The organism is Micromonospora sp. NBC_00860 (assembly GCF_045207375.1).
Classification (GTDB): Bacteria; Actinomycetota; Actinomycetes; order Mycobacteriales; family Micromonosporaceae; genus Micromonospora; species Micromonospora vinacea.
Genome location: NZ_CP108825.1, coordinates 36,197 through 56,910 on the forward strand (window position 1 = coordinate 36,197; position 20,714 = coordinate 56,910).

The 20,714-nt window shown below is 72.2% G+C and carries 22 protein-coding genes; 14 read left to right on the top strand and 8 right to left on the bottom strand.

What is annotated here, in order from left to right:
• Window positions 1-38 precede the first annotated feature (38 nt).
• Window positions 39-488: a GNAT family N-acetyltransferase gene (locus tag OH804_RS00135; RefSeq protein WP_196919309.1), complete on the top strand. Its 450-nt coding sequence runs from the start codon at window positions 39-41 to the stop codon at window positions 486-488.
• A 46-nt stretch (window positions 489-534) separates the two neighbouring features.
• Here the strand turns inward: OH804_RS00135 and OH804_RS00140 are convergent, their stop codons facing one another.
• Together OH804_RS00140 and OH804_RS00145 are read right to left on the bottom strand one after the other, a co-directional pair.
• Window positions 535-1,194, bottom strand: coding sequence for a DUF6766 family protein (locus OH804_RS00140; protein ID WP_196919308.1), 660 nt, complete (start codon window positions 1,192-1,194; stop codon window positions 535-537).
• Between the two features lie 66 nt (window positions 1,195-1,260).
• Window positions 1,261-1,752, bottom strand: coding sequence for a DUF4383 domain-containing protein (locus OH804_RS00145; protein WP_406061927.1), 492 nt, complete (start codon window positions 1,750-1,752; stop codon window positions 1,261-1,263).
• Between the two features lie 231 nt (window positions 1,753-1,983).
• Here OH804_RS00145 and OH804_RS00150 point away from each other — a divergent pair, with 231 nt between their 5' ends.
• Genes OH804_RS00150 through OH804_RS00160 form a run of 3 tightly spaced genes read left to right on the top strand, consistent with a single transcriptional unit; the run spans window position 1,984 to window position 3,942 of the window.
• On the top strand, window positions 1,984-2,829 hold the full coding sequence (locus OH804_RS00150) for a hypothetical protein (protein WP_406061929.1): 846 nt from the start codon (window positions 1,984-1,986) through the stop codon (window positions 2,827-2,829).
• Between the two features lie 31 nt (window positions 2,830-2,860).
• Window positions 2,861-3,328 (top strand): phage holin family protein, encoded by a 468-nt coding sequence (locus OH804_RS00155; protein WP_196919305.1) that lies wholly within the window; start codon window positions 2,861-2,863, stop codon window positions 3,326-3,328.
• Window positions 3,325-3,942 carry a DUF3618 domain-containing protein gene (locus tag OH804_RS00160; protein ID WP_196919304.1) on the top strand — a complete coding sequence of 206 codons (618 nt, stop codon included), beginning with the start codon at window positions 3,325-3,327 and terminating at the stop codon, window positions 3,940-3,942. Before OH804_RS00155 ends, OH804_RS00160 begins: the two co-directional genes overlap by 4 nt.
• A gap of 101 nt (window positions 3,943-4,043) precedes the next feature.
• On the opposite strand, the gene OH804_RS00165 is transcribed toward OH804_RS00160, so the two are convergent.
• On the bottom strand, window positions 4,044-5,042 hold the full coding sequence (locus tag OH804_RS00165) for a glycosyltransferase (protein ID WP_406061932.1): 999 nt from the start codon (window positions 5,040-5,042) through the stop codon (window positions 4,044-4,046).
• 73 nt (window positions 5,043-5,115) lie between these two features.
• Window positions 5,116-6,363 (bottom strand): cytochrome P450, encoded by a 1,248-nt coding sequence (locus OH804_RS00170; RefSeq protein WP_406061934.1) that lies wholly within the window; start codon window positions 6,361-6,363, stop codon window positions 5,116-5,118.
• Between the two features lie 145 nt (window positions 6,364-6,508).
• On the opposite strand from OH804_RS00170, the gene OH804_RS00175 reads away from it, so the two are divergent.
• Window positions 6,509-6,910, top strand: coding sequence for a hypothetical protein (locus tag OH804_RS00175; protein WP_406061936.1), 402 nt, complete (start codon window positions 6,509-6,511; stop codon window positions 6,908-6,910).
• 30 nt (window positions 6,911-6,940) lie between these two features.
• Here the strand turns inward: OH804_RS00175 and OH804_RS00180 are convergent, their stop codons facing one another.
• Window positions 6,941-7,159, bottom strand: a complete 219-nt coding sequence (locus tag OH804_RS00180; RefSeq protein ID WP_030336536.1) for a DUF397 domain-containing protein — start codon at window positions 7,157-7,159, stop codon at window positions 6,941-6,943.
• A 69-nt stretch (window positions 7,160-7,228) separates the two neighbouring features.
• Here OH804_RS00180 and pepN point away from each other — a divergent pair, with 69 nt between their 5' ends.
• Complete coding sequence (gene pepN, locus OH804_RS00185; protein WP_406061938.1) at window positions 7,229-9,745, top strand: aminopeptidase N; 2,517 nt, start codon at window positions 7,229-7,231, stop codon at window positions 9,743-9,745.
• 50 nt (window positions 9,746-9,795) lie between these two features.
• Here the strand turns inward: pepN and OH804_RS00190 are convergent, their stop codons facing one another.
• Both OH804_RS00190 and OH804_RS00195 read right to left on the bottom strand, forming a co-directional pair.
• Complete coding sequence (locus OH804_RS00190) at window positions 9,796-11,001, bottom strand: FAD-dependent oxidoreductase (RefSeq protein ID WP_406061940.1); 1,206 nt, start codon at window positions 10,999-11,001, stop codon at window positions 9,796-9,798.
• A gap of 189 nt (window positions 11,002-11,190) precedes the next feature.
• Entirely contained in the window at window positions 11,191-11,934 is a 744-nt protein-coding gene (locus OH804_RS00195; protein WP_406061942.1) for a PadR family transcriptional regulator, read from the bottom strand.
• Between the two features lie 154 nt (window positions 11,935-12,088).
• Here OH804_RS00195 and nadD point away from each other — a divergent pair, with 154 nt between their 5' ends.
• The 6 genes from nadD to OH804_RS00225 all read left to right on the top strand — a co-directional run bounded on the left by nadD (window position 12,089) and on the right by OH804_RS00225 (window position 16,129).
• Window positions 12,089-12,685, top strand: a complete 597-nt coding sequence (gene nadD, locus OH804_RS00200; RefSeq protein ID WP_091409875.1) for a nicotinate-nucleotide adenylyltransferase — start codon at window positions 12,089-12,091, stop codon at window positions 12,683-12,685.
• 110 nt (window positions 12,686-12,795) lie between these two features.
• Window positions 12,796-13,206 carry a ribosome silencing factor gene (gene rsfS, locus OH804_RS00205; RefSeq protein ID WP_196919296.1) on the top strand — a complete coding sequence of 137 codons (411 nt, stop codon included), beginning with the start codon at window positions 12,796-12,798 and terminating at the stop codon, window positions 13,204-13,206.
• Window positions 13,203-13,832, top strand: coding sequence for a histidine phosphatase family protein (locus OH804_RS00210; protein ID WP_406061944.1), 630 nt, complete (start codon window positions 13,203-13,205; stop codon window positions 13,830-13,832). The genes rsfS and OH804_RS00210 overlap by 4 nt, the downstream gene beginning before the upstream one ends.
• 48 nt (window positions 13,833-13,880) lie before the next feature.
• Complete coding sequence (locus tag OH804_RS00215) at window positions 13,881-14,735, top strand: DegV family protein (RefSeq protein WP_406061946.1); 855 nt, start codon at window positions 13,881-13,883, stop codon at window positions 14,733-14,735.
• Between the two features lie 21 nt (window positions 14,736-14,756).
• Entirely contained in the window at window positions 14,757-15,512 is a 756-nt protein-coding gene (locus tag OH804_RS00220; RefSeq protein ID WP_406061948.1) for an SDR family NAD(P)-dependent oxidoreductase, read from the top strand.
• A gap of 242 nt (window positions 15,513-15,754) precedes the next feature.
• Window positions 15,755-16,129, top strand: a complete 375-nt coding sequence (locus OH804_RS00225; RefSeq protein ID WP_406061950.1) for a VOC family protein — start codon at window positions 15,755-15,757, stop codon at window positions 16,127-16,129.
• Here OH804_RS00225 and hemC read toward each other — a convergent pair.
• Complete coding sequence (gene hemC, locus OH804_RS00230; RefSeq protein ID WP_406061952.1) at window positions 16,072-17,175, bottom strand: hydroxymethylbilane synthase; 1,104 nt, start codon at window positions 17,173-17,175, stop codon at window positions 16,072-16,074. The genes OH804_RS00225 and hemC overlap by 58 nt on opposite strands.
• Before the next feature lie 188 nt (window positions 17,176-17,363).
• On the opposite strand from hemC, the gene OH804_RS00235 reads away from it, so the two are divergent.
• Complete coding sequence (locus OH804_RS00235; RefSeq protein WP_406061954.1) at window positions 17,364-18,203, top strand: helix-hairpin-helix domain-containing protein; 840 nt, start codon at window positions 17,364-17,366, stop codon at window positions 18,201-18,203.
• On the top strand, window positions 18,200-20,563 hold the full coding sequence (locus OH804_RS00240; RefSeq protein WP_406061956.1) for a ComEC/Rec2 family competence protein: 2,364 nt from the start codon (window positions 18,200-18,202) through the stop codon (window positions 20,561-20,563). Before OH804_RS00235 ends, OH804_RS00240 begins: the two co-directional genes overlap by 4 nt.
• Window positions 20,564-20,714 lie beyond the last annotated feature (151 nt).

Consider the following 20,714-nt stretch of genomic DNA (forward strand, 5'->3'; position numbering starts at 1 on the left):
GAAACCTCCCCGAAATCCACGCGTCCTAGCGTGGGGTGATGCTGATCGAGTCCCGGCCTGCCATCGATCCGGAGATCGCCGCCATGGTCACCGCGCAGCAGCGTGAGCTGCGCGAGGCCGATGGTGGGTTGGATGGGCAGGTCTTCGTCCCCCATGACGACGTCCGCTACCTCGCGGTGGTGGTGAACGGTCGGGCGGTCGCCTGCGGTGGGCTCCAGGCGTTGGATGCCGAGACCGGCGAGGTCAAGCGGATGTACGTCCGGCCCGCGTACCGGGGGCGGGGGATCGGCCGTCAGTTGCTCGCCGCGCTGGAGGAGTGCGCGTTCCGGCAGGGGCACTCGGTGGTCTGCCTGGAGACAGGCGTCTACCTGCCGGCCGCTGTCGCCTTGTACACCGCGTGTGGCTACCACCAGATCCCGGTCTACGGCGAGTACGTGGGCAACCCGTACAGCGTCTGTTTCGCCAAGCGGTTGCCGGTCGCGGCCTGACGGCCGGCCACCCCGCCGCGCCGCCGTTGCGGGCGCTGGCTGGCGTTCAGGCGCCGGTGCTGGCGTGCTCGACGGTCACCGGCTTCGACTCCGGCGAGGCGTGCTGGCGTAGCACGATGCTGAGCAGGATCAGCGCGCCGACGGCGAGAAACTCGCTCTGCCAGTTCTGCATGGACTGGAACCAGAAGTCGCTGGTGCCGAGGAACTCCCACGCCCCGATCGGCGGTGCGCCGCTCTGGAGCGCCTGCTCCTGGTTGTATGCGGCGGTGCCACCGAGCAGGTGACCGACGAACGAGCCGGCGAAGATCAGCAGCAGGGCGAGGGAGAGGCTGTTCCGGTAGATCACCAGCGGCAGGCCGCCGACGCGTACCGGCCAGGGTGACTGCGGGGTGGCCCGGCGCTCGTCGTCCTCCGGTCGGTCGGTCTGGTCCATCGGCTTCGACTCGGCCGAGCCCCGCTGCACCAGGTACGCGGTGAGCAGCACGTACCCGCCCATCTGGAGGAACTCCGACTCCCAGTTCTCGAAGACCGACTCGGCGAAGTGCCCACTGGTCAGGTACGCCGGCCAGCTCAGCGGGGCGGCACCGAACTCGGTCAGCTCCTCATTGTGGGTCTGCCAGCCGAAGACGCTCTGCAACACCAGAAAGACCAGGAACGCCCCCAGCATGGCAACGGCCAGGGCGTTGTCGCGTAGCCAACGAGGCATGATCGCACCCCCTTCGCCGGTCGATTACCCCTGCGGGCATGACCGCGAAACCCCAAAAAGTCCAGGTCAGTGCCGGTCGGCCGGACTGTCCAGGCGTCCACCGGTGCCGGCCTGGTTCGACAGCAGCAACCCGAGCGCCAGCATCCCGAAGCCGAGCGCGAGGTGCAGCCAGTTGTCGGCGTCGTTGACCGGCAGGATGTTCGCCCCGCCCTCCGGGTTGACCGCCTCGATCGCCAGGCCGTACAGCCAGAGAGCGAGGTAGATCGCGCCACCGGCGGCCAGGAACACGCGGGCGCCGGCGATGCTGCGGGCCAGCACCAGGCCGACCAGCCCGAAGAGCAGGTGCACCACGTTGTGCAGGATCGACACCTGGAACAGCCCGAGCAGGTGGGCGTCGGAGTGGTGCCCGGCGAACCGCAGCTCGCCGTAGTCGGTGGTGATGCCGGGGATGAAGCCGAGGACGCCGATCAGCAGGAAGACCCCGGCGACGGCCAGTGCGGCCAACTGGACCCGGGGTCGGGGGTGGGCCGCTCGGCCGCCCCGTGCGTTTCGTGCCATCGCTGCCCCCTCCATGGATCTGCCGGCCTCGCGAACCTCACTGTCCGCGGCGGCGACGTGACGCAGCCCGACGATCCTCCATTTTGAAGACCAACCGGTGGGCCGCGCAGAGAAATGCACGAAGAGGTATGGAAGCCAAAACGCAGGGTAGGTGAATGGTCAGCGGTCGCGGCAACGCGTTCCGCATCCCCCCAGCACAACCGCGACGACTTTCTGAGCGGAAGGGAAATCATGACTTACGATCTTTCATCTTCGTCCTCCACGTACGGGCAGCAGTCGACCAACGGCGGTGGCGTCCGCGACCAGGCGCGCCAGGTCGGGTCGGAGGCCGCGCAGGCTGGTGGCGCGGTCGCCCAGACCGCCAAGGAGCAGGGCACCGAGGTCGGCCGCGAGGCGGCCCGGCAGGCCCGCAACCTGTACGGCGAGGCCCGCAGCCAGCTCGCCAGTCAGACCGGTGAGCAGCAGCGTCGCGCCGCCGGTGGGCTGCGTTCGCTGGCCGACGAGATGCGCTCGATGGCCGAGAACGGTGGCCAGGCCGGTCCGGTGAGTGAGCTGGCCCGCCAGGCCGCCGACCGGGTGCACGGCGTCGCCGGCTGGCTCGAGGAGCGCGAGCCCGGCGACCTGATCACCGAGGTACGCGACTACGCGCGGCGTAACCCGGGCACCTTCCTGGTCGGCGCTGCGGTCCTCGGTGTGCTGGCCGGTCGGCTGACCCGGGGCATCTCGGCCGGCGGCGACGACTCCGGCAACGGTTCCTCGGCCTACCGGGGCGCCGGGGCATACGACCCGGAGCAGACCGCTGTGATCCCGACGCAGCCGCCGACGTCCCGCGCGGTGCCGGACGCTGTCCCGCCGGGCGGCTACCTCGACCCGACCCCCGGTACGCACACCCCGCCGACGTCCGGTGGCTACGCCGACCAGACGCCCGGCACCTACGCCGACCCGGCGCCCGGTGGTTACGCCGAGCCTGGCCGGGGCGACACCCCGGAGCACTCCGGCACCGGTCAGCCGCTGCCGCCGGTGACCCAGACCGACCCGCTGCCGGGTGTGCCGTCCACCGGCAACCCTCGCCCGTGAGCCGCCGAGTCATCCGAAGGGAGGCGACGGCATGAGCATGCCGACGCAGGGGTCCGGACTGGACTCCGGTTACCACCCTGACGCGGGTGCCCCGCACACCGCGTCGGAGGTGAAGGGCAGCTCGCTGGGTGACCTGATGCGTCAGGTCACCACCGACCTGTCGACGCTGATGCGTCAGGAGGTCGAGCTGGCCAAGGCCGAGATCCGCCAGGAGGGCAAGAAGGCCGGCAAGGCCGCTGGCCTCTTCGGTGGCGCAGGCTTCGGCGGCTACATGGTGGCCCTCTTCGTGTCCATCGCCGTATGGCAGTTCCTGGACAACGTCATGGACTCCGGCCTGGCCGCGCTGATCGTGGCCGTGATCTGGGCCGTGGTCGCCGCGGTCCTCTACTCGATGGCCAAGAAGAACGCCCAGCACGTACGCGGGCTCAAGCAGACCAACGACAGCGTGCAGCGGATCCCCGACGCGCTCAAGCCGCACCCGGAGGGAGTCACCCGATGAGCACCGATCCCGATCAGATCCGCCGGGAGATCGAAGCAACCCGTAACAGCCTCAGCTCCGATGTGGATGCGCTGGCGTACAAGGTCAGCCCCAGCCGCATCGTCGACGACCGCAAGCAGCGGGCCCGCTCCGCTCTGCAGAATGTGAGGGACAAGGTCATGGGAACCGCGTCTGACCTCGGCCACGGCACCGGCCAGGCCGCCCACTCGGTGGGTGACCGCGCCTCGTCGGCGGCCTCCAGCGTCAGCGACGCCGCGCACTCGGCGGCGACCACTGTCAGCGACGCCGCGCACAGCGCGCCGCGGGTGATCCGGCAGAAGTCCCAGGGCAACCCTCTCGCCGCCGGTCTGATCGCGTTCGGGGTCGGCTGGCTGGCCTCGTCGCTGATCCCGGCCTCCCGCCGCGAGCAGCACGCCGCCACCCAGGTGAAGGCCAAGGTCAGCGAGCACGGCGGGGCCGTGAAGGAGAAGCTGGGCGAGGTGGCCAGTGAGTTGCGCGAGCCGGCCCAGCAGGCCGCCGAGTCGGTGAAGTCCACCGCTCAGGACGCCGTGCACGCGGTCAAGGACGACACGAAGTCCGCCGCCCACCAGGTCAAGGACCACGCCACCCCCTGACCCATCTCCCCAGACCCAGCGCGACAGCTCGCGGCCACCCCCGGGTGCCCGCGAGCTGTCGCGTTCCCACCCACCCCCGACCTGCCCCCGCGATCTTGCACTTACGGTTGGGTCTTTGTCGTCGTTGAGGTGTTTTGCCCCCACAGAAAGTGCAAGATCGCGGAGGTCCTGGGGTGGCGCGGGGCGGGGTTGGCGGCTCGGCGGATTCGGGTGTCGCCGTAGCGGACGCCGCCCAGCAGGAGGCGTTGGGCTACCGCGAGCCAGCTGCACACCCCGCGTTCCAGCAGCCAGAGCGGGGCCGCCAGCGCCGTGGCCGGCGGGAACACCCGGCTGCCCCCGGCTCGGCGGCGACCCGTCTCGGCCAGGGCGACGACCCCGGCCACCACGCCGAGCAGTACCCGGGGCCGGCGCGCCGCGACCGCCGCCGCCGGCAGCACCGCCAGCGCGGTCAGCAGGCGAACCGGCTGGGCCAGATCGTCGTACGCCTGACGAACCCGTTGGCCGCGGAAGTGCGCGGCGCCCGGAGGCAGCCGGCGGACGTACAGCCAGGCCGGGGCGGCCTCGGTGCCGCGGTGGGCGCGCACGGTACGGATCAGCTCCAGGTTCTCGAAGAGAACGTCCCTGTCGTACCCGCCGATGGCGAGGAAGGTGCCGCGCCGCACGGCGAGGGTTCCCGGGTAGTCCGCCCCGAGCGCCCGGTTGAGCAGCGTGCGGCCGGTGTCCCACCAGGCGTGCCAGGGCAGCGGGTCGAAGTAGTTCTGCGGTCGTACCAGGTCGGCCCGGCCCAGCAGGCGGTGCACCGCGGTCAGCGCAGCCTCGTCGTACCTGACGTCGTCGTCGGCGATCACCACGTGCTCGTGGCCGGCCGCGCGGACGCCGGTGTGTACGCCGAGCACCTTGCCGTTGAGCCCACGCTCGCTCGGGTCCGGTGGGAGGTGCCGGACCAGCCCTCGCCACGCCTCGGCATGCCGAGCGAAGTGGCCCGGAGGTGAGCCGTCGACCACGAGGACCTCGACCCGGTCACCGAGCCAGCGCAGGTAGTCGGTCAGCTCGGCCAGGCCGGCGTCGGTGTGCCAGCGCAACGGCAGCACGTACGTCATCGGTAGGCGGGTCGGTGGGGCGTCGGCTCGTCGTACCGCTTCGTCACCTCGGCCATCCACGATCGTCGTCCGCTCAGGCGGCGGAGCGGACGTTGGTGAGGGTCAGTCCGAGGGGAGGCAGCGCGGGCATCCGGTGCAGGTCCAGGGCCAGGTTCTGCACGGGCACGTCGTAGCGCATGGTGGTGGTCAGGTTGGTGACCGCCCGCTTCATCAGGTCGATGGTGATCCACTCGCCGGCGCAGCGGTGCCCGGCCCAGTGATCGCCGCCGCCCTGCGGGATCAGCTCGAACGGGTCCACCCGGCGGCCGGCGAACCGCTCCGGGCGAAACAGCTCCGGTTGCGGCCAGATCGCCTGATGGTGGTTGGTGCCGTAGAGGTCGAGCAGCACCCGCCGGCCCTTCGGAAAGTGGTGGCCCTGCCAGTCGAAGGACCGCCGGACCCGGGCCGCCGCGATCGGAAAGAACGGGTAGTAGCGGCGTACCTCCTGGACGAAGTGCTCGGTGGCCTCGTCGTCGTCACGGACCCGGTCCCGCCAGGCCGGATGGTCGTGCAGGGCGAGGGCGGCGAAGGTCATGTACTGGTCGACGGCGACCACCGGGCGCAGCACGTTGAGCAGCTCCACCGCCGCGATCCGCCGGGGGAGGAGGTTGCCGCGCTCGTCCCGGTGTTCGGCGATCACGGCCAGGGCGGTGCCGGCCGGCGCCGGAGCGAAACCGACCCGGGTCCGTTCGATGAGGTTGGCGAGCCAGTGTTCGGCGCGGTACCGGGCGACCCGTCCCCGCCAGTGCCGGGTGCCCAGCACCGCCGGAGCCTCGATCATGGCGTGCAGTTCGACGGCGCGCCGCTCGACCTGCGACGCGGGCAACGGCACCCCGGCCCAGGCGCAGACCACCCGGGTCAGCAGCCGACCCAACTCGTCGTAGAGCGACACCGGACCGGCAGCCTCCCAGGCCGTGACCCGGGTCCGCCACTCGTCGTCGAAGAGCTGACCGAGCCGCTGGATCGCCGCCGGCGTCATGATCGACATGAACATGGCCTTGCGATCGGAGTGCTCCGACCCGTCCAGCCCCTGCACCCCACCCCGACCGGTCAGGGTCCGCTGCACGCGCAGCGGCATGGCGGTGGCCCGCTGGAAGCGGTCTCTGTCGTAGAACAGCTCCGCCGCCGGCCGACCGCGCAGGCAGATGGTCGGGGCGAGCAGAATCCGGGTCGTGAAGATGTCGCTGCCGTACCGCTCGCAGCGCTCGCCGATGAATCGGTAACCGGCGCGGAGCAGCGCGAGGGTGCTGTCCGGGCTGCGGTCGGCCGGCATCGTCGCCATCGGGTCTCCTCACGCGCAGGTGCGGCTGGTCGCCGCCGACCACTGCGCTTACCCCCGCCGACGCCGCTGAATCCCGCCCGGCTGGCCCCTCCCAGGGGCGGCGAAACCTGGTTTGCTGCTGGTGGGACGAGCACGGGGAGGGCGAATGCGCGACAACAGATCGCCGCACTGGCGGCAGCGGCGAGCGGCCGGAGCACTCGGCGGGGGCCGCGACGGACGATCACTGATCGGGCCGCCGCGGCGGCCCACCCGTCCACACCGGTTCTTCACCGTGCACCTGGGCTTCACCGCGCCCGGCCCGGCCGAGGCGCGCGAGCTGGCCGTGGCGTACGCCGAGGCGCTGAGCCTGCTCCGTTCGGAGGTGGCACTCGGTGCGGCGGCCCTGTCACCTGCGGACGCCTGGCAGCGGGCCGAGCGGCTGTTCTGCGGCGCGCTCGGCCCAGACGGAGAGCGCTGCGTCGACGTGGCCGACCATCCGGGCTTCCACCACGCCCCGGGCCCGGGTGGCCTCGGCTGGGGCGACGGCGACGGCCCCGGCGATGGCTGACATCCACCACCGGCGGGTCGGCCGGCACGATCAGTCCAGGTCGAACTCGCCGTCCTGCGCGCCGGCAACGAAGGCATCCCACTCGGCCTGGGTGAAGACCAGCACCGGCCCGTCCGGCTCGGCCGAGTTGCGCATCCCGATCAGGTCGTCGACGAAGGCGACCTCAACGGCGCTGTCGGAGGTGTCCCCCTCGGCCCGCTGCCAGACCGCCCGAGAGAGGTCGAAGTCGCCCTTGGGGTGCTGCGCCATGTTTCTTTCCTCCAGTGCCGAGGGTCGTGTGGTGACCGGGTGCCGATCCCCATCGGGCAGGATAAGCGGATGCCGAGCCTGACCCGTGTAGAGGCGACCGCGCGTGGCGCGGCGATTACTGTCGAGTCCTATCAGGTGGACCTCGACCTGACCGGTGACGGCGACCTGTTCCGCTCCCGCGTCGAGATCCGGTTCCGGGCCACCGCCGGCGCCGCGACCTTCGTCGAGGTCAAGCCCGCCAAACTGCTCGGCGTACGCCTCAACGACCGCGACCTCGATCCCGCCCTGCTCACCGACAACCGGCTGCCCCTCGACGACCTGTCCGTGGAGAACACGCTCCTCGTCGAGGCCGAGATGGCGTACTCCAAGACGGGGGAGGGGATGCACCGCTTCGTCGACCCGGCCGACGGCGAGACCTACCTCTACGCCGAGTCCTTCCTCGACAACGCGCCGCGCATCTTCGCCGCCTTCGACCAGCCCGACCTCAAGGCCCCGGTCACCCTCTCGGTCACCGCGCCGCCGCAGTGGATCGTCGCCGGTAACGCCGAGCTGGCCGTCAACCCGGTCCCCGGGCGCTGGGAGTTCGCCCCGAGCGCGCCCCTGGCCACGTACTTCTTCTCGCTGATCGCCGGGCCGTACCACGTCCGACGGGCCGAGCACGACGGCATACCGCTGGGCATCTACTGCCGCCGGTCGCTCGCCGAGCACCTGGACGCCGACGCCGAGGAGATCTTCACGGTCACCCGGCAGTGCCTGGACCGGTTCCACCAGCTCTTCACCGAACGCTACCCGTTCGGCAAGTACGACCAGGCGTTCGTGCCCGAGTTCAACAGCGGCGCGATGGAGAACCCGGGCCTGGTCACCTTCCGCGACGACTACGTGTTCCGTTCGGCGGTCACCGACACCCAGCGCGAGCAGCGGGCCGGCACCATCGCCCACGAGATGGCCCACATGTGGTTCGGTGACCTGGTCACCATGCGGTGGTGGGACGACCTGTGGTTGAACGAGTCCTTCGCGGAGTACCTCGGCACCCGGGTCACCGCCGAGGCGACCCGATTCGATCAGGCCTGGACCACCTTCGCGATGCGTCGCAAGGCCTGGGGGTACGCGGCCGACCAGCGGCCCTCCACCCATCCGATCGCTCCGCAGGAGGTGGCCGACGCCGAGCAGGGCCTGCTCAACTTCGACGGCATCTCGTACGCCAAGGGGGCCAGCGTGCTGCGGCAGTTGGTCGCGTGGCTCGGCGACGAGGCATTCCTCGCCGGCCTCAACGCGCACTTCGCCGCACACCGCTTCGGCAACGCCACCCTCGCCGACCTGCTGGCCAGCCTCTCCGCCAGCAGCGGGCGGGACCTGTCCGAATGGGCCGAGCTGTGGCTGCGCCGACCGCAGGTCAACACCCTGCGTGCCGAGGTCGCCGTGGACGCCGACGGCCGCTACACCGAGGTGGCGGTGGTGCAGACCGCGCCCGAGTCGTACCCGGTGCTGCGCCCACACCGCATCGGGGTGGGCCGCTACTCGATGGACGGCACCGGGCGGCGCGACGAGGTCGACATCGACCCGGACACCGACGGAGGCCGCACCGTGCTGGGTGGGCTGACCGGCGAGCCGGCGGCCCGGCTGTTGCTGCTCAACGACGGTGACCTCACGTTCGCGAAGGTTCGTCTCGACCCGGCCTCGGCGGATGCCGTCCCGCAGGTGTTGCCCGGTCTGACCGACCCGCTGGCAAGGGCGGTGCTCTGGCGCGAGGCCCTGGACGCGGCGACCGACGGCGAGCGGCCGGTCACCGGCCTGGTCGACCTGGTGACCGCCGCGCTGCCCACCGAGACCGAGGTGATCATCGCGGAGGACGTGCTGACGCTCAGCCGGTCCCTGGTCGACCGCTACCTCGATCCGCTGACCCGATCCACGGCGCTGGCCAGGGTCGCTGGGGCATGCCAGCGGCTGCTCGACGGCGCGTCGGCCGGGGAGTCGTTGCAGCTCGCCGCCGCCCGGGGTTGGATCGCCGCGACCACCGACGCCGATCTGCTCGTCGGTTGGCTCGCCGGCCGGGACGTGCCGGCCGGTCTGAAGGTCGACGCGGAGCTGCGCTGGGCGGTGCTGCGTCGCCTGGTGGTGCTGGGCGCCGCTGGCGAGGCGGAGATCGCCATCGAGGCCGCCGCCGACAACAGCTCCGCGGGCGCGGAACGGGCCGCCCACTGCCGGGCCGCCCTGCCCGACCCGGCGGCGAAGCAGGCCACCTGGGAGATCATCCTGCGGGACACCGAGCTGTCCGGTCGGCTGCTGGAGGCGATCACCGAGGGGTTCTGGCAGCCCGAGCAGGCCGACCTGACCACCGCGTACGTCGATCGGTACTTCGCCGAGATGCCGGCTGCCGCGCACCGGCGTACCGCCTGGACGGCCGACCGCGTGGCTGCCCTGGCGTTCCCCCGCTACGCCGTGGCGCAGCCCACCCGGGAGGCCGCCGCGGCACTTCTGGCCCGCGACGACCTGACTCCCGGGCTGCGCCGGGTGGTGACCGACGCCGACGACGACCTGCGCCGCGCGCTGGTCGCCCGGACGGCGGTGGCCGCCGCCTCGGCCTGAGCCGCTGACCAGCGCGGGGTGGCTGGCTGGCCACCCCGCGCGGGCACCGCTCAGCGCAGGGCGGGCTCCGTCGTGACCGGCGCGTCCCAGTCGATGACGTAGCGCTGCTCGTCGGCGACGGTCTTCTCCGGGTCCAGCACCGTGCGCACCATCAGCGGCATCAGCAACGGCATCAGCGTCCGCGCGACCGCACCGGGAGCCTTCGCATGGTTGATCCGGGCCGCCCGGGCCGCGACCTTCTCCACCCGGGTACGACGCAGCCGCACGTACGCGGCGAATGCCGCCTCGACGTTCGGCAGGTCACGCAGGCAACGGGCGAGCTGCACCGCGCTCTCGATGGCCAACGACGCGCCCTGCCCCGAACTGTTCGACGGCGCGTGCGCCGCGTCGCCGACCAGCACCATCCGGCCCCGATGCCAGTGCGGCACGGGCGGCATGATCTGCAACGACCCGACCACCTGAAGGTCGTCGGCGTTGCTGGTGGCGACGAGTTCCCGGCCCGGGTCGTCGTCGCCGTAGGTGGCGCGCAGCATGTCCAGCCACTGCTCCGCCGGCACCGCCCGGGCCTCGACGAGGCTCATCGGCCGCTGCTGCGGCAGGTTGGCCCCCCACCGGGTGCCGCCACCCGGCTCCGGCCAGTACAGGTAGTAGCCGCGTCGCCCGAACGCGAACGTCATTGTGCCCGGCTCGGCGTCCACGTCGTGGCGGGCGACCGCCTCGACGCCGAGCAGTCCGCTGAACCGGGGACCGGGCGCGGCCGGGTCGATGAGACCCCGGACCGTGGAGCGGATCCCGTCCGCGCCGACGAGGATGTCGGCGGTCGCGGTTGTGCCGTCCTCGAAGCGTGCGATGACGGCGTCGTCGGTCTGCTCGGCGTCGACCAGCCGCTTGCCGTACGCGAACGGCACGCCTTCGGCGAATGCCTGATCGTGCAGTGCCTGGTACAGCTCGGCCCGGTGCACCACGTGCAGCGGCGGCACCCCGGTCAGCGTGGGCATGTCGATGCGGCGGCGGCCGACGGCCAGAGCGCTGCGGACGATCGGCGTGGCGATCGTCGTCACCGCCTCATGGGTGCCTACGGTGCGCAGAGCCGCCATGCCGTTGGGCGCGAGGGCGAGGGTGCCGCCGATGCCGTTGGCCGTGGCCGGGTACGCCTCGTAGACGGTTGCGGTGATGCCGGCGCGGCGCAGCGCGAGCGCTGTCACCGGCCCGGCGATGCCACCGCCGATGACGATCGCGGTTCGTACCGTGGTCATGCTCTCTCCCTGGGTGTGGTCGTTGGTGCGCGGGCGCGCGGACCTGGTGGGGTCGGTGCGCGGACGCGCGGACCTGGGAGGGAGCCCGGTTATCCTCGTGGTTGCCGCTTCGGGCCGGGTGCCTTCCCAGGCGTCGGTTCGGGGTCAGGGCCCCGGTGAGGTGTTGGCGCACCTCGCCGGGGCCGTTCTTCAGCCGGTGGTGTCGGCTCGGCGGCTGCTGCTGTCGGGGCGTTCGGCGCTGTCGGGGCTGGCCTCCGGGGTGTGGGTGGTCGGGGTGTCGGAGCTGGCCGTCGGGGTGTTGCTTCTCGCGGCCAATTCGGTCAGCTCGGCCGGCATCTCGCCGGTCTCGTGGAAGGTGCGCCAGGTGTCCAACCCGGGGTAGCTCCCCGAGGTCAGCTCGGCGAGCAGTGCCCGCAGCCAGGCCGCCTCCGCGTCCCGCATGGCGAGGTCGTACTCCGACTCGACCAGGAACAGCCGGGGGATCTCCCGCAGGTACGCGTCGAGCGTCTCGCGGTCCTGGCGGATCGCGGCCTCCAGCAGATCGAGCCGTTGCCGCAGCAGGTCGGTGGCCTCGTCGGGATGCAGCGCGGCGAGCACTGACAACCCGGCCCGGAAACGGGGCTGCTCGGCCATCGGGGTGGAGACCAGTTCGCGGGCCCAGTCGACCAGCTCCGCCCGCCCCGCGTCGGTGATCCGGTAGACGGTGCGTTCCGGGCGTCGGCCTTCGCGCACACTCTCCACCGCCTCGATGAGGTGGTGTTTGTCCAGGTTGCCGATCACCGTGTAGAAGGACCCCCACTTGAACTCCATGTCCTGGTCCTTGCCCCAGGCGCGGAGTGCGGTGGCGATCTCGTACGGGTGCATCGGCCGCTGGACCAGGGCGGACAGCACGGCCAGCGCCAGCAGATTGCCGACCTTGCGCCGCTTCGGCACGACGACCCCCTCGCTCGTCGACGGTTACTCGTCAACGAATATACGCCGACGTGCGAGGATGCCGCGACCCCTGTCCCGCCCGCGACCCCGGCGCCCGCGTACGGCAGCGCCGGGCCGGGACGGTCGGCCACAGCGTTCGGCCTACGATCATTGGGTGGAGGAAGATATCCGGCGGATCGGGATCATGGGTGGCACCTTCGACCCGATCCACCACGGGCACCTGGTGGCGGCCAGCGAGGTGGCGGACCGGTTCGGCCTGGACGAGGTGGTCTTCGTCCCCACCGGGCAGCCGTGGCAGAAGGCCGACGAGCCGGTCAGCCCGGCCGAGGACCGGTACCTGATGACAGTCATCGCCACGGCCTCCAACCCTCGCTTCCAGGTCAGCCGGGTCGACATCGACCGCAGTGGGCCGACCTACACGGTCGACACGCTGCGTGACCTGCACGCCGAGTACGGCCCGAAGGTGCAGTTGTTCTTCATCACCGGCGCGGACGCTCTGCAACGCATCCTGTCCTGGAAGGATCTGGACGAGATCTTCGAGCTGGCCCACTTCATCGGTGTGACCCGGCCCGGTTTCCCGTTGAGTGACAAGCACCTTCCGGCGGATACCGTCAGCCTGATCCAGGTGCCCGCGATGTCCATTTCGTCGACCGACTGTCGTGCTCGGGTCGCCAGAGGTGAGCCGGTCTGGTACCTGGTGCCCGACGGTGTGGTGCAGTACATCGCCAAGCGGAGCCTCTATCAGCGCTGAGCGCACCCGTTATGCCCGGTTTCGTGCAGTTAACCGACCAGAACTGCACGATCGAGGCGCCGCCGGGTATGAGACGCTTGGAGGATCGCACGCTTGATCGAAGGAGAACGGTGACAGTTTCCGAACGCGCTCACGAGCTGGCTATCGCGGCCGCCCAGGCCGCCGCCGACAAGAAGGCGCAGGACATCACGATCATCGACGTCGGCGACCAGCTCGCCATCACCGACGCGTTCGTGCTCGCCGCCGCCCCCAACGAGCGTCAGGTGCTGGCCATCGTCGACGCCATCGAGGAGAGCCTGCTGGAGCTGCCCGAGAAGGCGAAGCCGGTGCGGCGCGAGGGCGAACGTGGTGGCCGCTGGGTGCTGCTCGACTACGTCGACATCGTGGTGCACGTGCAGCACACCGAGGAGCGCGAGTTCTACGGGCTCGACCGCCTCTGGAAGGACTGCCCCACCATCCCGTTCGTCGATCGCGACCTGGTCGAGGCAGACGCCAGCGGGTCCGCCGCCGCCGCCGAATGACCCGACTGATCGTCTGGCGGCACGGCAACACCGACTGGAACGCCGCCAACCGCGTCCAGGGGCAGACCGACGTACCCCTCAACGAGCTCGGCCGCGACCAGGCCCGCGCCGCCGCCCCGCTGCTCGCGGGGCTGCGGCCCGACGCCATCGTGGCCAGCGACCTGAGCCGCGCCGCCGACACCGCCGCCGCGCTCGCCGCGCTGACCGGGCTGCCGGTACGCACCGACGCCCGCCTGCGCGAGCGGCACTTCGGCCAGTGGCAGGGTCTGCACCTCACCGAGGTCGCTGAGCGATTCCCCGAGGAGTACGCGCGCTGGCGGGCCGGCGACCCCGACCCGGGCGCGGATCTGGAGCCTCTGCACGCCCTCGGGGAGCGGGTCGGCGCCGCGCTACAGGAGGCAGCCGACGCGGCTCCGGGCGGCACCGTGGTGATCGCCACTCACGGTGGCGGCTCCCGACAGGGCATCGGTCACCTGCTCGGCTGGGACACTGCCGTGCTGCGCACCATCGGTTCGCTGGCCAACTGCCACTGGACCGAGCTGCGCCACGACGACGTTCGTGGGTGGCAGTTGCGGGCGCACAACGTCGGCCTGATCACCGCCCCGGTCGCCGTCGACGCGGTCTGAGCGCTCGCGCCTCGGCGTTCGCGGTCTGGATCGGCTAGCGTGCCGGGCATGCCCGTCGCGGTTGTCATCGACTCCACCGCCTACCTTCCGCCCGAGCTGGTGCAGGCGCACCGGCTGACCGTCGTGCCGTTGACCGTTGTTCTCAACGGCGCGGAAGGGCTGGAGGGGGTGGAGACCCAGCCGGCCGACGCGACAGTGGCACTGAGCGCCCGCCGGGTCACGGCGACCACTTCCCGCCCGGCACCCGAGCAGTTCGCCCGGACGTACCGCCGACTGCTCGACGCCGGCGCCGATGGGATCGTCTCGGTGCACATCTCCGCCGCGCTGTCCGGCACGGTGGAGGCCGCCCGGCTCGCGGCCGCCGACCTGGACGGCCGGGTCGAGGTTGTGGACAGCCGCTCGGCGGGCATGGGGCTGGGCTTTCCGGCCATCGCCGCCGCCACCGCCGCCGAGGCCGGCGCCGACCTTGCCGGTGTACGCGACGCGGCGCTCGCCGCCGTCGCCCGCACCACCGTCTGGTTCTACGTCGACACGCTGGAGTTCCTCCGCCGGGGCGGCCGGATCAACGCGGCCGAGGCGTTGGTCGGCACTGCGCTGTCCGTCAAGCCGATCATGCACATGCCGGACGGGGCGATCGTGCTCCGCGAGAAGGTCCGCACCGCCAGCCGGGGAGTGGCCCGTCTCGTGGACCTGGCCGTCGAGGCGGCCGGCGACGACGACGTGGACCTCGGGGTGCACCACCTGGCCGCGCCGCAACGGGCCGAGGCGTTGCGCGTCGCGCTGACCGAGCGGTTCGGTGAGCGGCTGCACGACACGTACGTCTCCGAGGCGGGTGCCGTCGTCGGCGCGCACGCCGGGCCGGGTTTGGCCTGCGTGGTCGTCCACCGCCGTCCGGAGGGCTGAGCCCTGCCCACGTCGTGTGTGGTGACCGGGGGCGGACGCGGTGTCGGCCGGGCCGTTGTGGAACGGCTGCTGGCGACCGGCGCCACCATCGTCGTACTGGAACGCGACGCCGACGCGGTCGACTGGTTGGCCGGCCACCCGGCCGCCGACCGACTCGTCGCGGTGGTCGGCGACGCCGCCGACGAGCAGGTGGCCGAGCACGCCGCCGAGCTGGCCGACCGCGCCGCGCCACTGACCGGCTGGGTGAACAACGCGGCGGTGTTCCGCGACGCCACGCTGCACACCGCGTCTGCCGACACGGTGCTGGACCTGATCGGCTTGAACCTGCGTCCGGCGGTGGTGGGCGCCGCGGTCGCCGTCCGCCGCTTCCTGGCCCGCGCCGCCGGCGGCGCGATCGTCAACGTCTCGTCGCACCAGGCCCGCCGACCCGTGTCCGGTGCGCTGCCGTACGCGACAGCGAAGGCCGCCGTGGAGGGGCTGACCCGGGCGCTGGCCGTCGAGTACGGGCGGCACGGCATCCGGGCCAACGCTGTCGCCCTCGGCTCGATCGCCACCGAGCGGCACACCGAATTCCTCGCCACGCAGGATCCCACCCAGGCCCAGTGGATCGACGCCGAGCTGACCCGGCTGCACCCGGTGGGCCGCATCGGGCGGGCCGAGGAGGTGGCAGAGGCGGTCGCGTACCTGCTGTCGCCCGCGGCGAGCTTCGTCAACGGGGTGACGCTGCCGGTCGATGGCGGACGGGCCGTACTCGGCCTCGACCCGGAGGCCCGCTGACCCGTTCTCGTGGCGCCGCCGCTCCGGGGCAGCTGTGTTAGCCTCCGTGCGCGCCCCAGATGGGCCTACCCCCCGGAGGTTCTGGCTACTTCAGCCACCACGCCGAGGTTGACGCGATGTGCGCGTCTCTCGTGCGGGATCCGGGGCGTCGGTGCCCTCGGGGCTTTGTCATCTGCGTGGCTGGGTGAACGCTGTGGGCCTCCGGTCGGGTCTTCGGATCGACCGGAAAGAAGACGGCACGGATGACAGTCACGTTCAACCACACCATCATCGCCAGCAAGGACAAGAGCGCCTCGGCCGCGTTCTACCGGGAGTTGTTCGAGCTGCCGGAGGCGCCATCGTGGGGGCCGTTCGCCAACGTCCAGTTGGACGAGGGTGTGCTGCTCCAGTTCGCCGAACCACCGGTGGACATCCAGATGCAGCACTACGCGTTCCTCGTCGACGACGAGTTGTTCGTACGGTGCCTGGCGTTCGTCGAGGGGCGTGGGATCACGTACTGGGCCGACCCGCAGTTGAAGCGCGAGGCGGAGACCAACACCGAGCACGGTGGGCGGGGCTTCTACTTCTTCGATCCGGCCGGCCACGCCATCGAGATCATCACCCGGCCGTACCTGTAGGTCGTCTGCGTCGCTCGTCGAGGATGAGGTCGGCTCTGTTGGTTCGTCCACTGGAGCCGACACCTCACCGTTGTCGACTCGGCCTGCTCCGCCGGCGTTACCGTGGGCGGGCAGACGTGCGCGGACAGGTCGAGGAGGTCACGGGCGCCCTGCCGGAGCAACGCGGCGGCCACGGAGGTCCCGAGGGTGATCGGATCCGCCGCCCATTCGTGTACGTCGAGCACTGTCTTACCGTCGACGCTGATCACCCTCGCCCGTAGACCGAGGCGTCCGTCGGGTTCGGTACGGGCAAGCGCGGCGATGGGGGAGTGACAGTTCCCCTGCAGGATGTGCAGCATGGTCCGTTCCGCCACGGTCTCCCGCCAGGCTCGTGGGTCACCGAGGCTGGCTGCCAGGTCACGGGTGCTGGTGTCGTCTTCGCGGCATTGCAGGACCAGGGTGCCGGAGCCGACGGCCGGGACCATCGTGTCGACGTCGATCGGATGCGTGATCCGGGCGGCCTGCCCGATCCGCTCCAGCCCCGAGAACGCGAGCAGCAGCGCGTCGTACCTGTCGCCGGCGTCGAGTTTGGCGAGCCTGCTGTTCGCGTTGCCCCGGATGGGCACCGGCACCAGGCTCGGCCAGTGCAGCGCCAGCTGCGCGACCCGCCGGACGGCGGAGGTGCCGATCCGGGTGCCGGAGGGCAGTTGGTCGATTCGCAGCCCGCCCGGGTGCACGAGGCAGTCCCGGACATCGTCGCGGGCCAGGTAGGCGGCCATCACCGTGCCGGCTGGTGCCGGCCGGTCTCCGGGGACGTCCTTGACGCAGTGCACCACCAGGTCAACATCCCCGGCGATCAGGGCGGCGTCCACCTCCTTGATGAACGCCCCCTTGCCGCCCAGGGCGGCCAGGTCACCGTGCCAGCGGTCCCCGCTTGTCGACATCGACAGCACGTCCACTGTGACCTCGGGGTGCCGATCGGCGAGCATCGCGCGGACCCGCTCGACCTGCGCGAGAGCCATTGGAGAGTTGCGTGTGCCGATGCGCAGCAGGCGGGAGTCGGACATACCGGTGAGGGTAGTCCGCTCGACGCGGGTGCCGGCGACCAGACCGGCTGCCCAGGCCACGCGCCCTGGTTCGGCCCCCGCATAGCAGACCGGGACCATGATCAGGGCGTTGTCCACAGTGGCGGTGGTTGTCCACAGGACAGCGCCATCACCCGCCACCGTCCCGGTCGCCGCCATAGCGTCGCGCTGTGTCGCACGACGAGGAAACAGAGGTACGCCAGCGCCTGCGCCGGCTGACGGAGGCGGCTGTCGCACCGCCGCTCCGGCCGGAGGTGCCGCTCGCTGGCGTACCCCCGTCGTCACTGGTCGGCGCGCAGCCCGCAGACGTGCCGTCCTTCCGGCCCGCCGCCGTGCCGCTCGCGGAGCCGTCGTCGGACGGCCTCGCGGTCCCGCCCGAGTCACGGTTGCCCGGCCCGTCGGCGTTCGACCCCGGGCGGCGGGGTGTGCGGGCGCTGGCGGTGGTCGCCGTGGTGGTGGTCGTGGGTGCGGCAGGTTGGGCCTGGCAGGCCCGGCCGCAGTCGGAGCCGGTCGCCCCGCTGGTCAGCGAGACCGCGTCGGCCGCGCCAGCGGGTGACCCCAGCGTGTCCGGCCCCGGCGAGTTGGTGGTGGCGGTCGCGGGCAAGGTCCGAAAACCCGGTTTGGTACGCCTGCCGGCCGGGTCCCGTCTCGCCGACGCGGTTCAGGCGGCCGGCGGCGCGCTCCCGGGGGTCGACGTGGCGCTGCTCAACCCCGCCCGCAAGGTCACCGACGGCGAGCTGATCGTGGTCGGGGTGACGCCACCGCCGATGCCGGGCGGTGCGGCCGGGCCTGCGGCGGGCGATGGGGGACTCGCCGCCGGGCCGCTGAACCTCAACACCGCGACACTGGCGCAGCTCGACGCGCTGCCCGGGGTCGGCCCGGTGCTCGCCCAACGGATCCTCACCCATCGAGATCAGCACGGCGGGTTCAAGTCCGTTGGCGACCTACGCCAGGTCGACGGGATCGGCGATGCCCGTTACGAGCAGCTCAAGGATCTGGTGACGGTGTGAGCGAGTCCGAGCCGCCGGATCTGCGACTGGCTGGGCTCGCCGTGGCGGCCTGGCTCACCGCGCTCGCCGGGCTGCACCTCGGCAGCCGCACCGTTCTGCTGGTGGCCGCCGCGGCGGCCGGTCTGACGGCAAGTGGCGCCGTACATCTGCTCGGCCGCCTCGGCCGTCCCCGAGCCGTGGTGCGGCGTTTCGGGTGGGTGGCCGTGGCGGTCGGCCTCGGAATGGTCTGCGGTGGTGCCGCCACCGCCGCCCGGCTCGCCGTTCGCGACGCGCCGGCGATCCGTGCCCTCGCCGAGCAACGCGCTCCGATCACCGCCGACCTGGTCGTCCGGGACGACCCGCGTCCGATCCGGAGCGCCGGGCGACCGGGCATGTTGCTGGTGTCGACGAAGCTGGTCCGGCTCACCGGCCCGGATGGTCGGCGGATCCACGCGTCGGTGCGGCTGCTCGTCCTGGCCACCGACCCGGCGTGGCGGGGCCTGCTGCCCGGGCAGCGACTCACCGCCGACGGCCGGCTCGATGTTCCGCGCGGCGGCGACCTCACCGCGGCGGTGCTCAGCACCAACGATCCGCCGGAGCGGCACGGCGCGCCGTCCTGGGCGCAGCGCGCCGCCGGGACGCTCCGCACCGGCCTGCAACGGGCCTGCGAGCCACTGCCCGACGACCCCGGTGGGCTGCTGCCCGGTCTGGTGGTGGGCGACACCAGCCGACTGCCACCCGCCGTCGAGGAGGACTTCCAGGCCACCGGGATGACCCATCTCAACGCGGTCTCCGGCTCCAACGTGGCGATCGTGGTGGGTGCGGTGCTGTTGCTGGCCCGTTGGGCGCGCGCCGGTCCGTGGCTTGCGGCCGCGCTGTGCGGGGTGGCGCTGGTGGGGTTCGTCATCCTGGTCCGCCCGTCGCCGAGCGTCGTACGGGCCGCCACGATGGGAGCGATCGGGCTCGCCGCGCTCGCCGCCGGTCGACCTCGGGCGGCGCTGCCCGCGCTGGCCGCCGCCGTGACCGTGCTGGTGCTCGTCGACCCCGAGTTGGCTGGGGACCCTGGGTTCGCCCTCTCCGTGCTGGCCACCGGTGGCCTGCTGCTGCTCGCACCGCGCTGGCGGGACGGGTTGCGTCGGCGAGGCGTCCCACCTGGGCTGGCCGAGGCGTTGGCAGTCCCGGCTGCTGCCCAACTTGCCTGCGGTCCGGTCGTCGCCGGGATCTCGGGCACGGTGAGCCTGGTGGCGGTGCCGGCGAACCTGCTGGCGGTGCCGGCCATCGCACCAGCGACAGTGCTGGGCGTGCTGGCGGCCATGGTGTCGCCGATCTGGCCGGCCGGTGCCGAGTTCGTGGCGTGGCTGGCGAGTTGGCCTGCCTGGTGGCTGGTGGTCATCGCCCGGCAGGGTGCTCGACTGCCAGGCGGCACCCTGCCGTGGCCGGGCGGGGTGCCCGGTGCCCTGCTTCTGACCGGGCTGACCGTCGCGCTGCTGATCGCGGTGCGCCGGCCACTCGTACGGCGGCTGGTGGCGGTGGTTGGTGTCGCCGCCGTGCTGGGTGCCCTGCCGGTTCGGCTGTTAGCCGCCGGCTGGCCGCCCGTCGGGTGGGTCGTGGTGGCCTGCGCGGTGGGCCAGGGCGACGCCCTGGTGCTCCCGGTCGACCCCGGCCGGGCCGTGGTGGTGGACGCCGGGCCGGAACCGGGCGCGGTGGACGGTTGCCTGCGTCGGCTCGGTGTACGGGAGGTGCCCCTGCTGGTGATCAGCCACTTTCACGCGGACCACGTGGGCGGGGTGGCCGGCGTGTTCCGGGGGCGGCGGGTGGGAGCCGTACTGATGCCGTCGTCGGCGGACCCGGAGAGCGGTCGGGACCTGGTTCGGGCGGCAGCCACCGGCGGGCAGGCCGCGCTGCTGACCACCGTGGCCGGCGCTCGCCACCCCGTGGGCGGGGTCGACCTGCTGGTGCTCGGTCCGCCGTACCCGCTGGCCGGGACCAGGTCCGACCCGAACAACAATTCGCTGGTGCTGCGCGCCACGGTGGCCGGCGTGCGGATCCTGCTGGCCGGCGACGCGGAGACCGAGGAGCAGCACGCGATGGTGGCGCGGGCGGCCCCCGGCCAGTTACGGGCGGACGTGTTGAAGGTCGCGCATCACGGGTCGGCGTATCAGGACCCGGGCTTCCTCGACGCGGTCCGGCCGGCGGTGGCGCTCGTGCCGGTGGGCACCGGCAACACCTACGGCCACCCGAGCCCGGGGCTGCTCGCCCACCTGGGCAGGGGCGGTGTGCGGGTGCTGCGTACCGACACGGACGGCGATGTGGCGGCGGTCCGAACGGCCGACGGTCTGGCGGTAGCCCGGCGAGGTGTGCCCGCGGGCCGGCAGCCTTGAGTCGCCGGCGGTCCGGACTCGCGGCCGGCCGTCCGGGTCGCTGATCGACGCTGGATCGCTGACCTCGGGGTATCAGCGGCCCGAAACCGCGATTTCCGTGATCCCGTGTGGATCAAGAACGGGCCTCCGATTAATCGGGCGATTTGCGGGT

Bases quoted from the DNA above. Each gene is read 5' to 3' on its own strand.
- OH804_RS00135 (WP_196919309.1), top strand. From the start codon at position 39: ATGCTGATCGAGTCCCGGCCTGCCATCGATCCGGAGATCGCCGCCATG.
- OH804_RS00140 (WP_196919308.1), bottom strand. From the start codon at position 1,194: ATGCCTCGTTGGCTACGCGACAACGCCCTGGCCGTTGCCATGCTGGGG.
- OH804_RS00145 (WP_406061927.1), bottom strand. From the start codon at position 1,752: ATGGCACGAAACGCACGGGGCGGCCGAGCGGCCCACCCCCGACCCCGG.
- OH804_RS00150 (WP_406061929.1), top strand. From the start codon at position 1,984: ATGACTTACGATCTTTCATCTTCGTCCTCCACGTACGGGCAGCAGTCG.
- OH804_RS00155 (WP_196919305.1), top strand. From the start codon at position 2,861: ATGAGCATGCCGACGCAGGGGTCCGGACTGGACTCCGGTTACCACCCT.
- OH804_RS00160 (WP_196919304.1), top strand. From the start codon at position 3,325: ATGAGCACCGATCCCGATCAGATCCGCCGGGAGATCGAAGCAACCCGT.
- OH804_RS00165 (WP_406061932.1), bottom strand. From the start codon at position 5,042: ATGACGTACGTGCTGCCGTTGCGCTGGCACACCGACGCCGGCCTGGCC.
- OH804_RS00170 (WP_406061934.1), bottom strand. From the start codon at position 6,363: ATGGCGACGATGCCGGCCGACCGCAGCCCGGACAGCACCCTCGCGCTG.
- OH804_RS00175 (WP_406061936.1), top strand. From the start codon at position 6,509: ATGCGCGACAACAGATCGCCGCACTGGCGGCAGCGGCGAGCGGCCGGA.
- OH804_RS00180 (WP_030336536.1), bottom strand. From the start codon at position 7,159: ATGGCGCAGCACCCCAAGGGCGACTTCGACCTCTCTCGGGCGGTCTGG.
- pepN (WP_406061938.1), top strand. From the start codon at position 7,229: ATGCCGAGCCTGACCCGTGTAGAGGCGACCGCGCGTGGCGCGGCGATT.
- OH804_RS00190 (WP_406061940.1), bottom strand. From the start codon at position 11,001: ATGACCACGGTACGAACCGCGATCGTCATCGGCGGTGGCATCGCCGGG.
- OH804_RS00210 (WP_406061944.1), top strand. From the start codon at position 13,203: ATGACCCGACTGATCGTCTGGCGGCACGGCAACACCGACTGGAACGCC.
- OH804_RS00215 (WP_406061946.1), top strand. From the start codon at position 13,881: ATGCCCGTCGCGGTTGTCATCGACTCCACCGCCTACCTTCCGCCCGAG.
- OH804_RS00225 (WP_406061950.1), top strand. From the start codon at position 15,755: ATGACAGTCACGTTCAACCACACCATCATCGCCAGCAAGGACAAGAGC.
- hemC (WP_406061952.1), bottom strand. From the start codon at position 17,175: ATGTCCGACTCCCGCCTGCTGCGCATCGGCACACGCAACTCTCCAATG.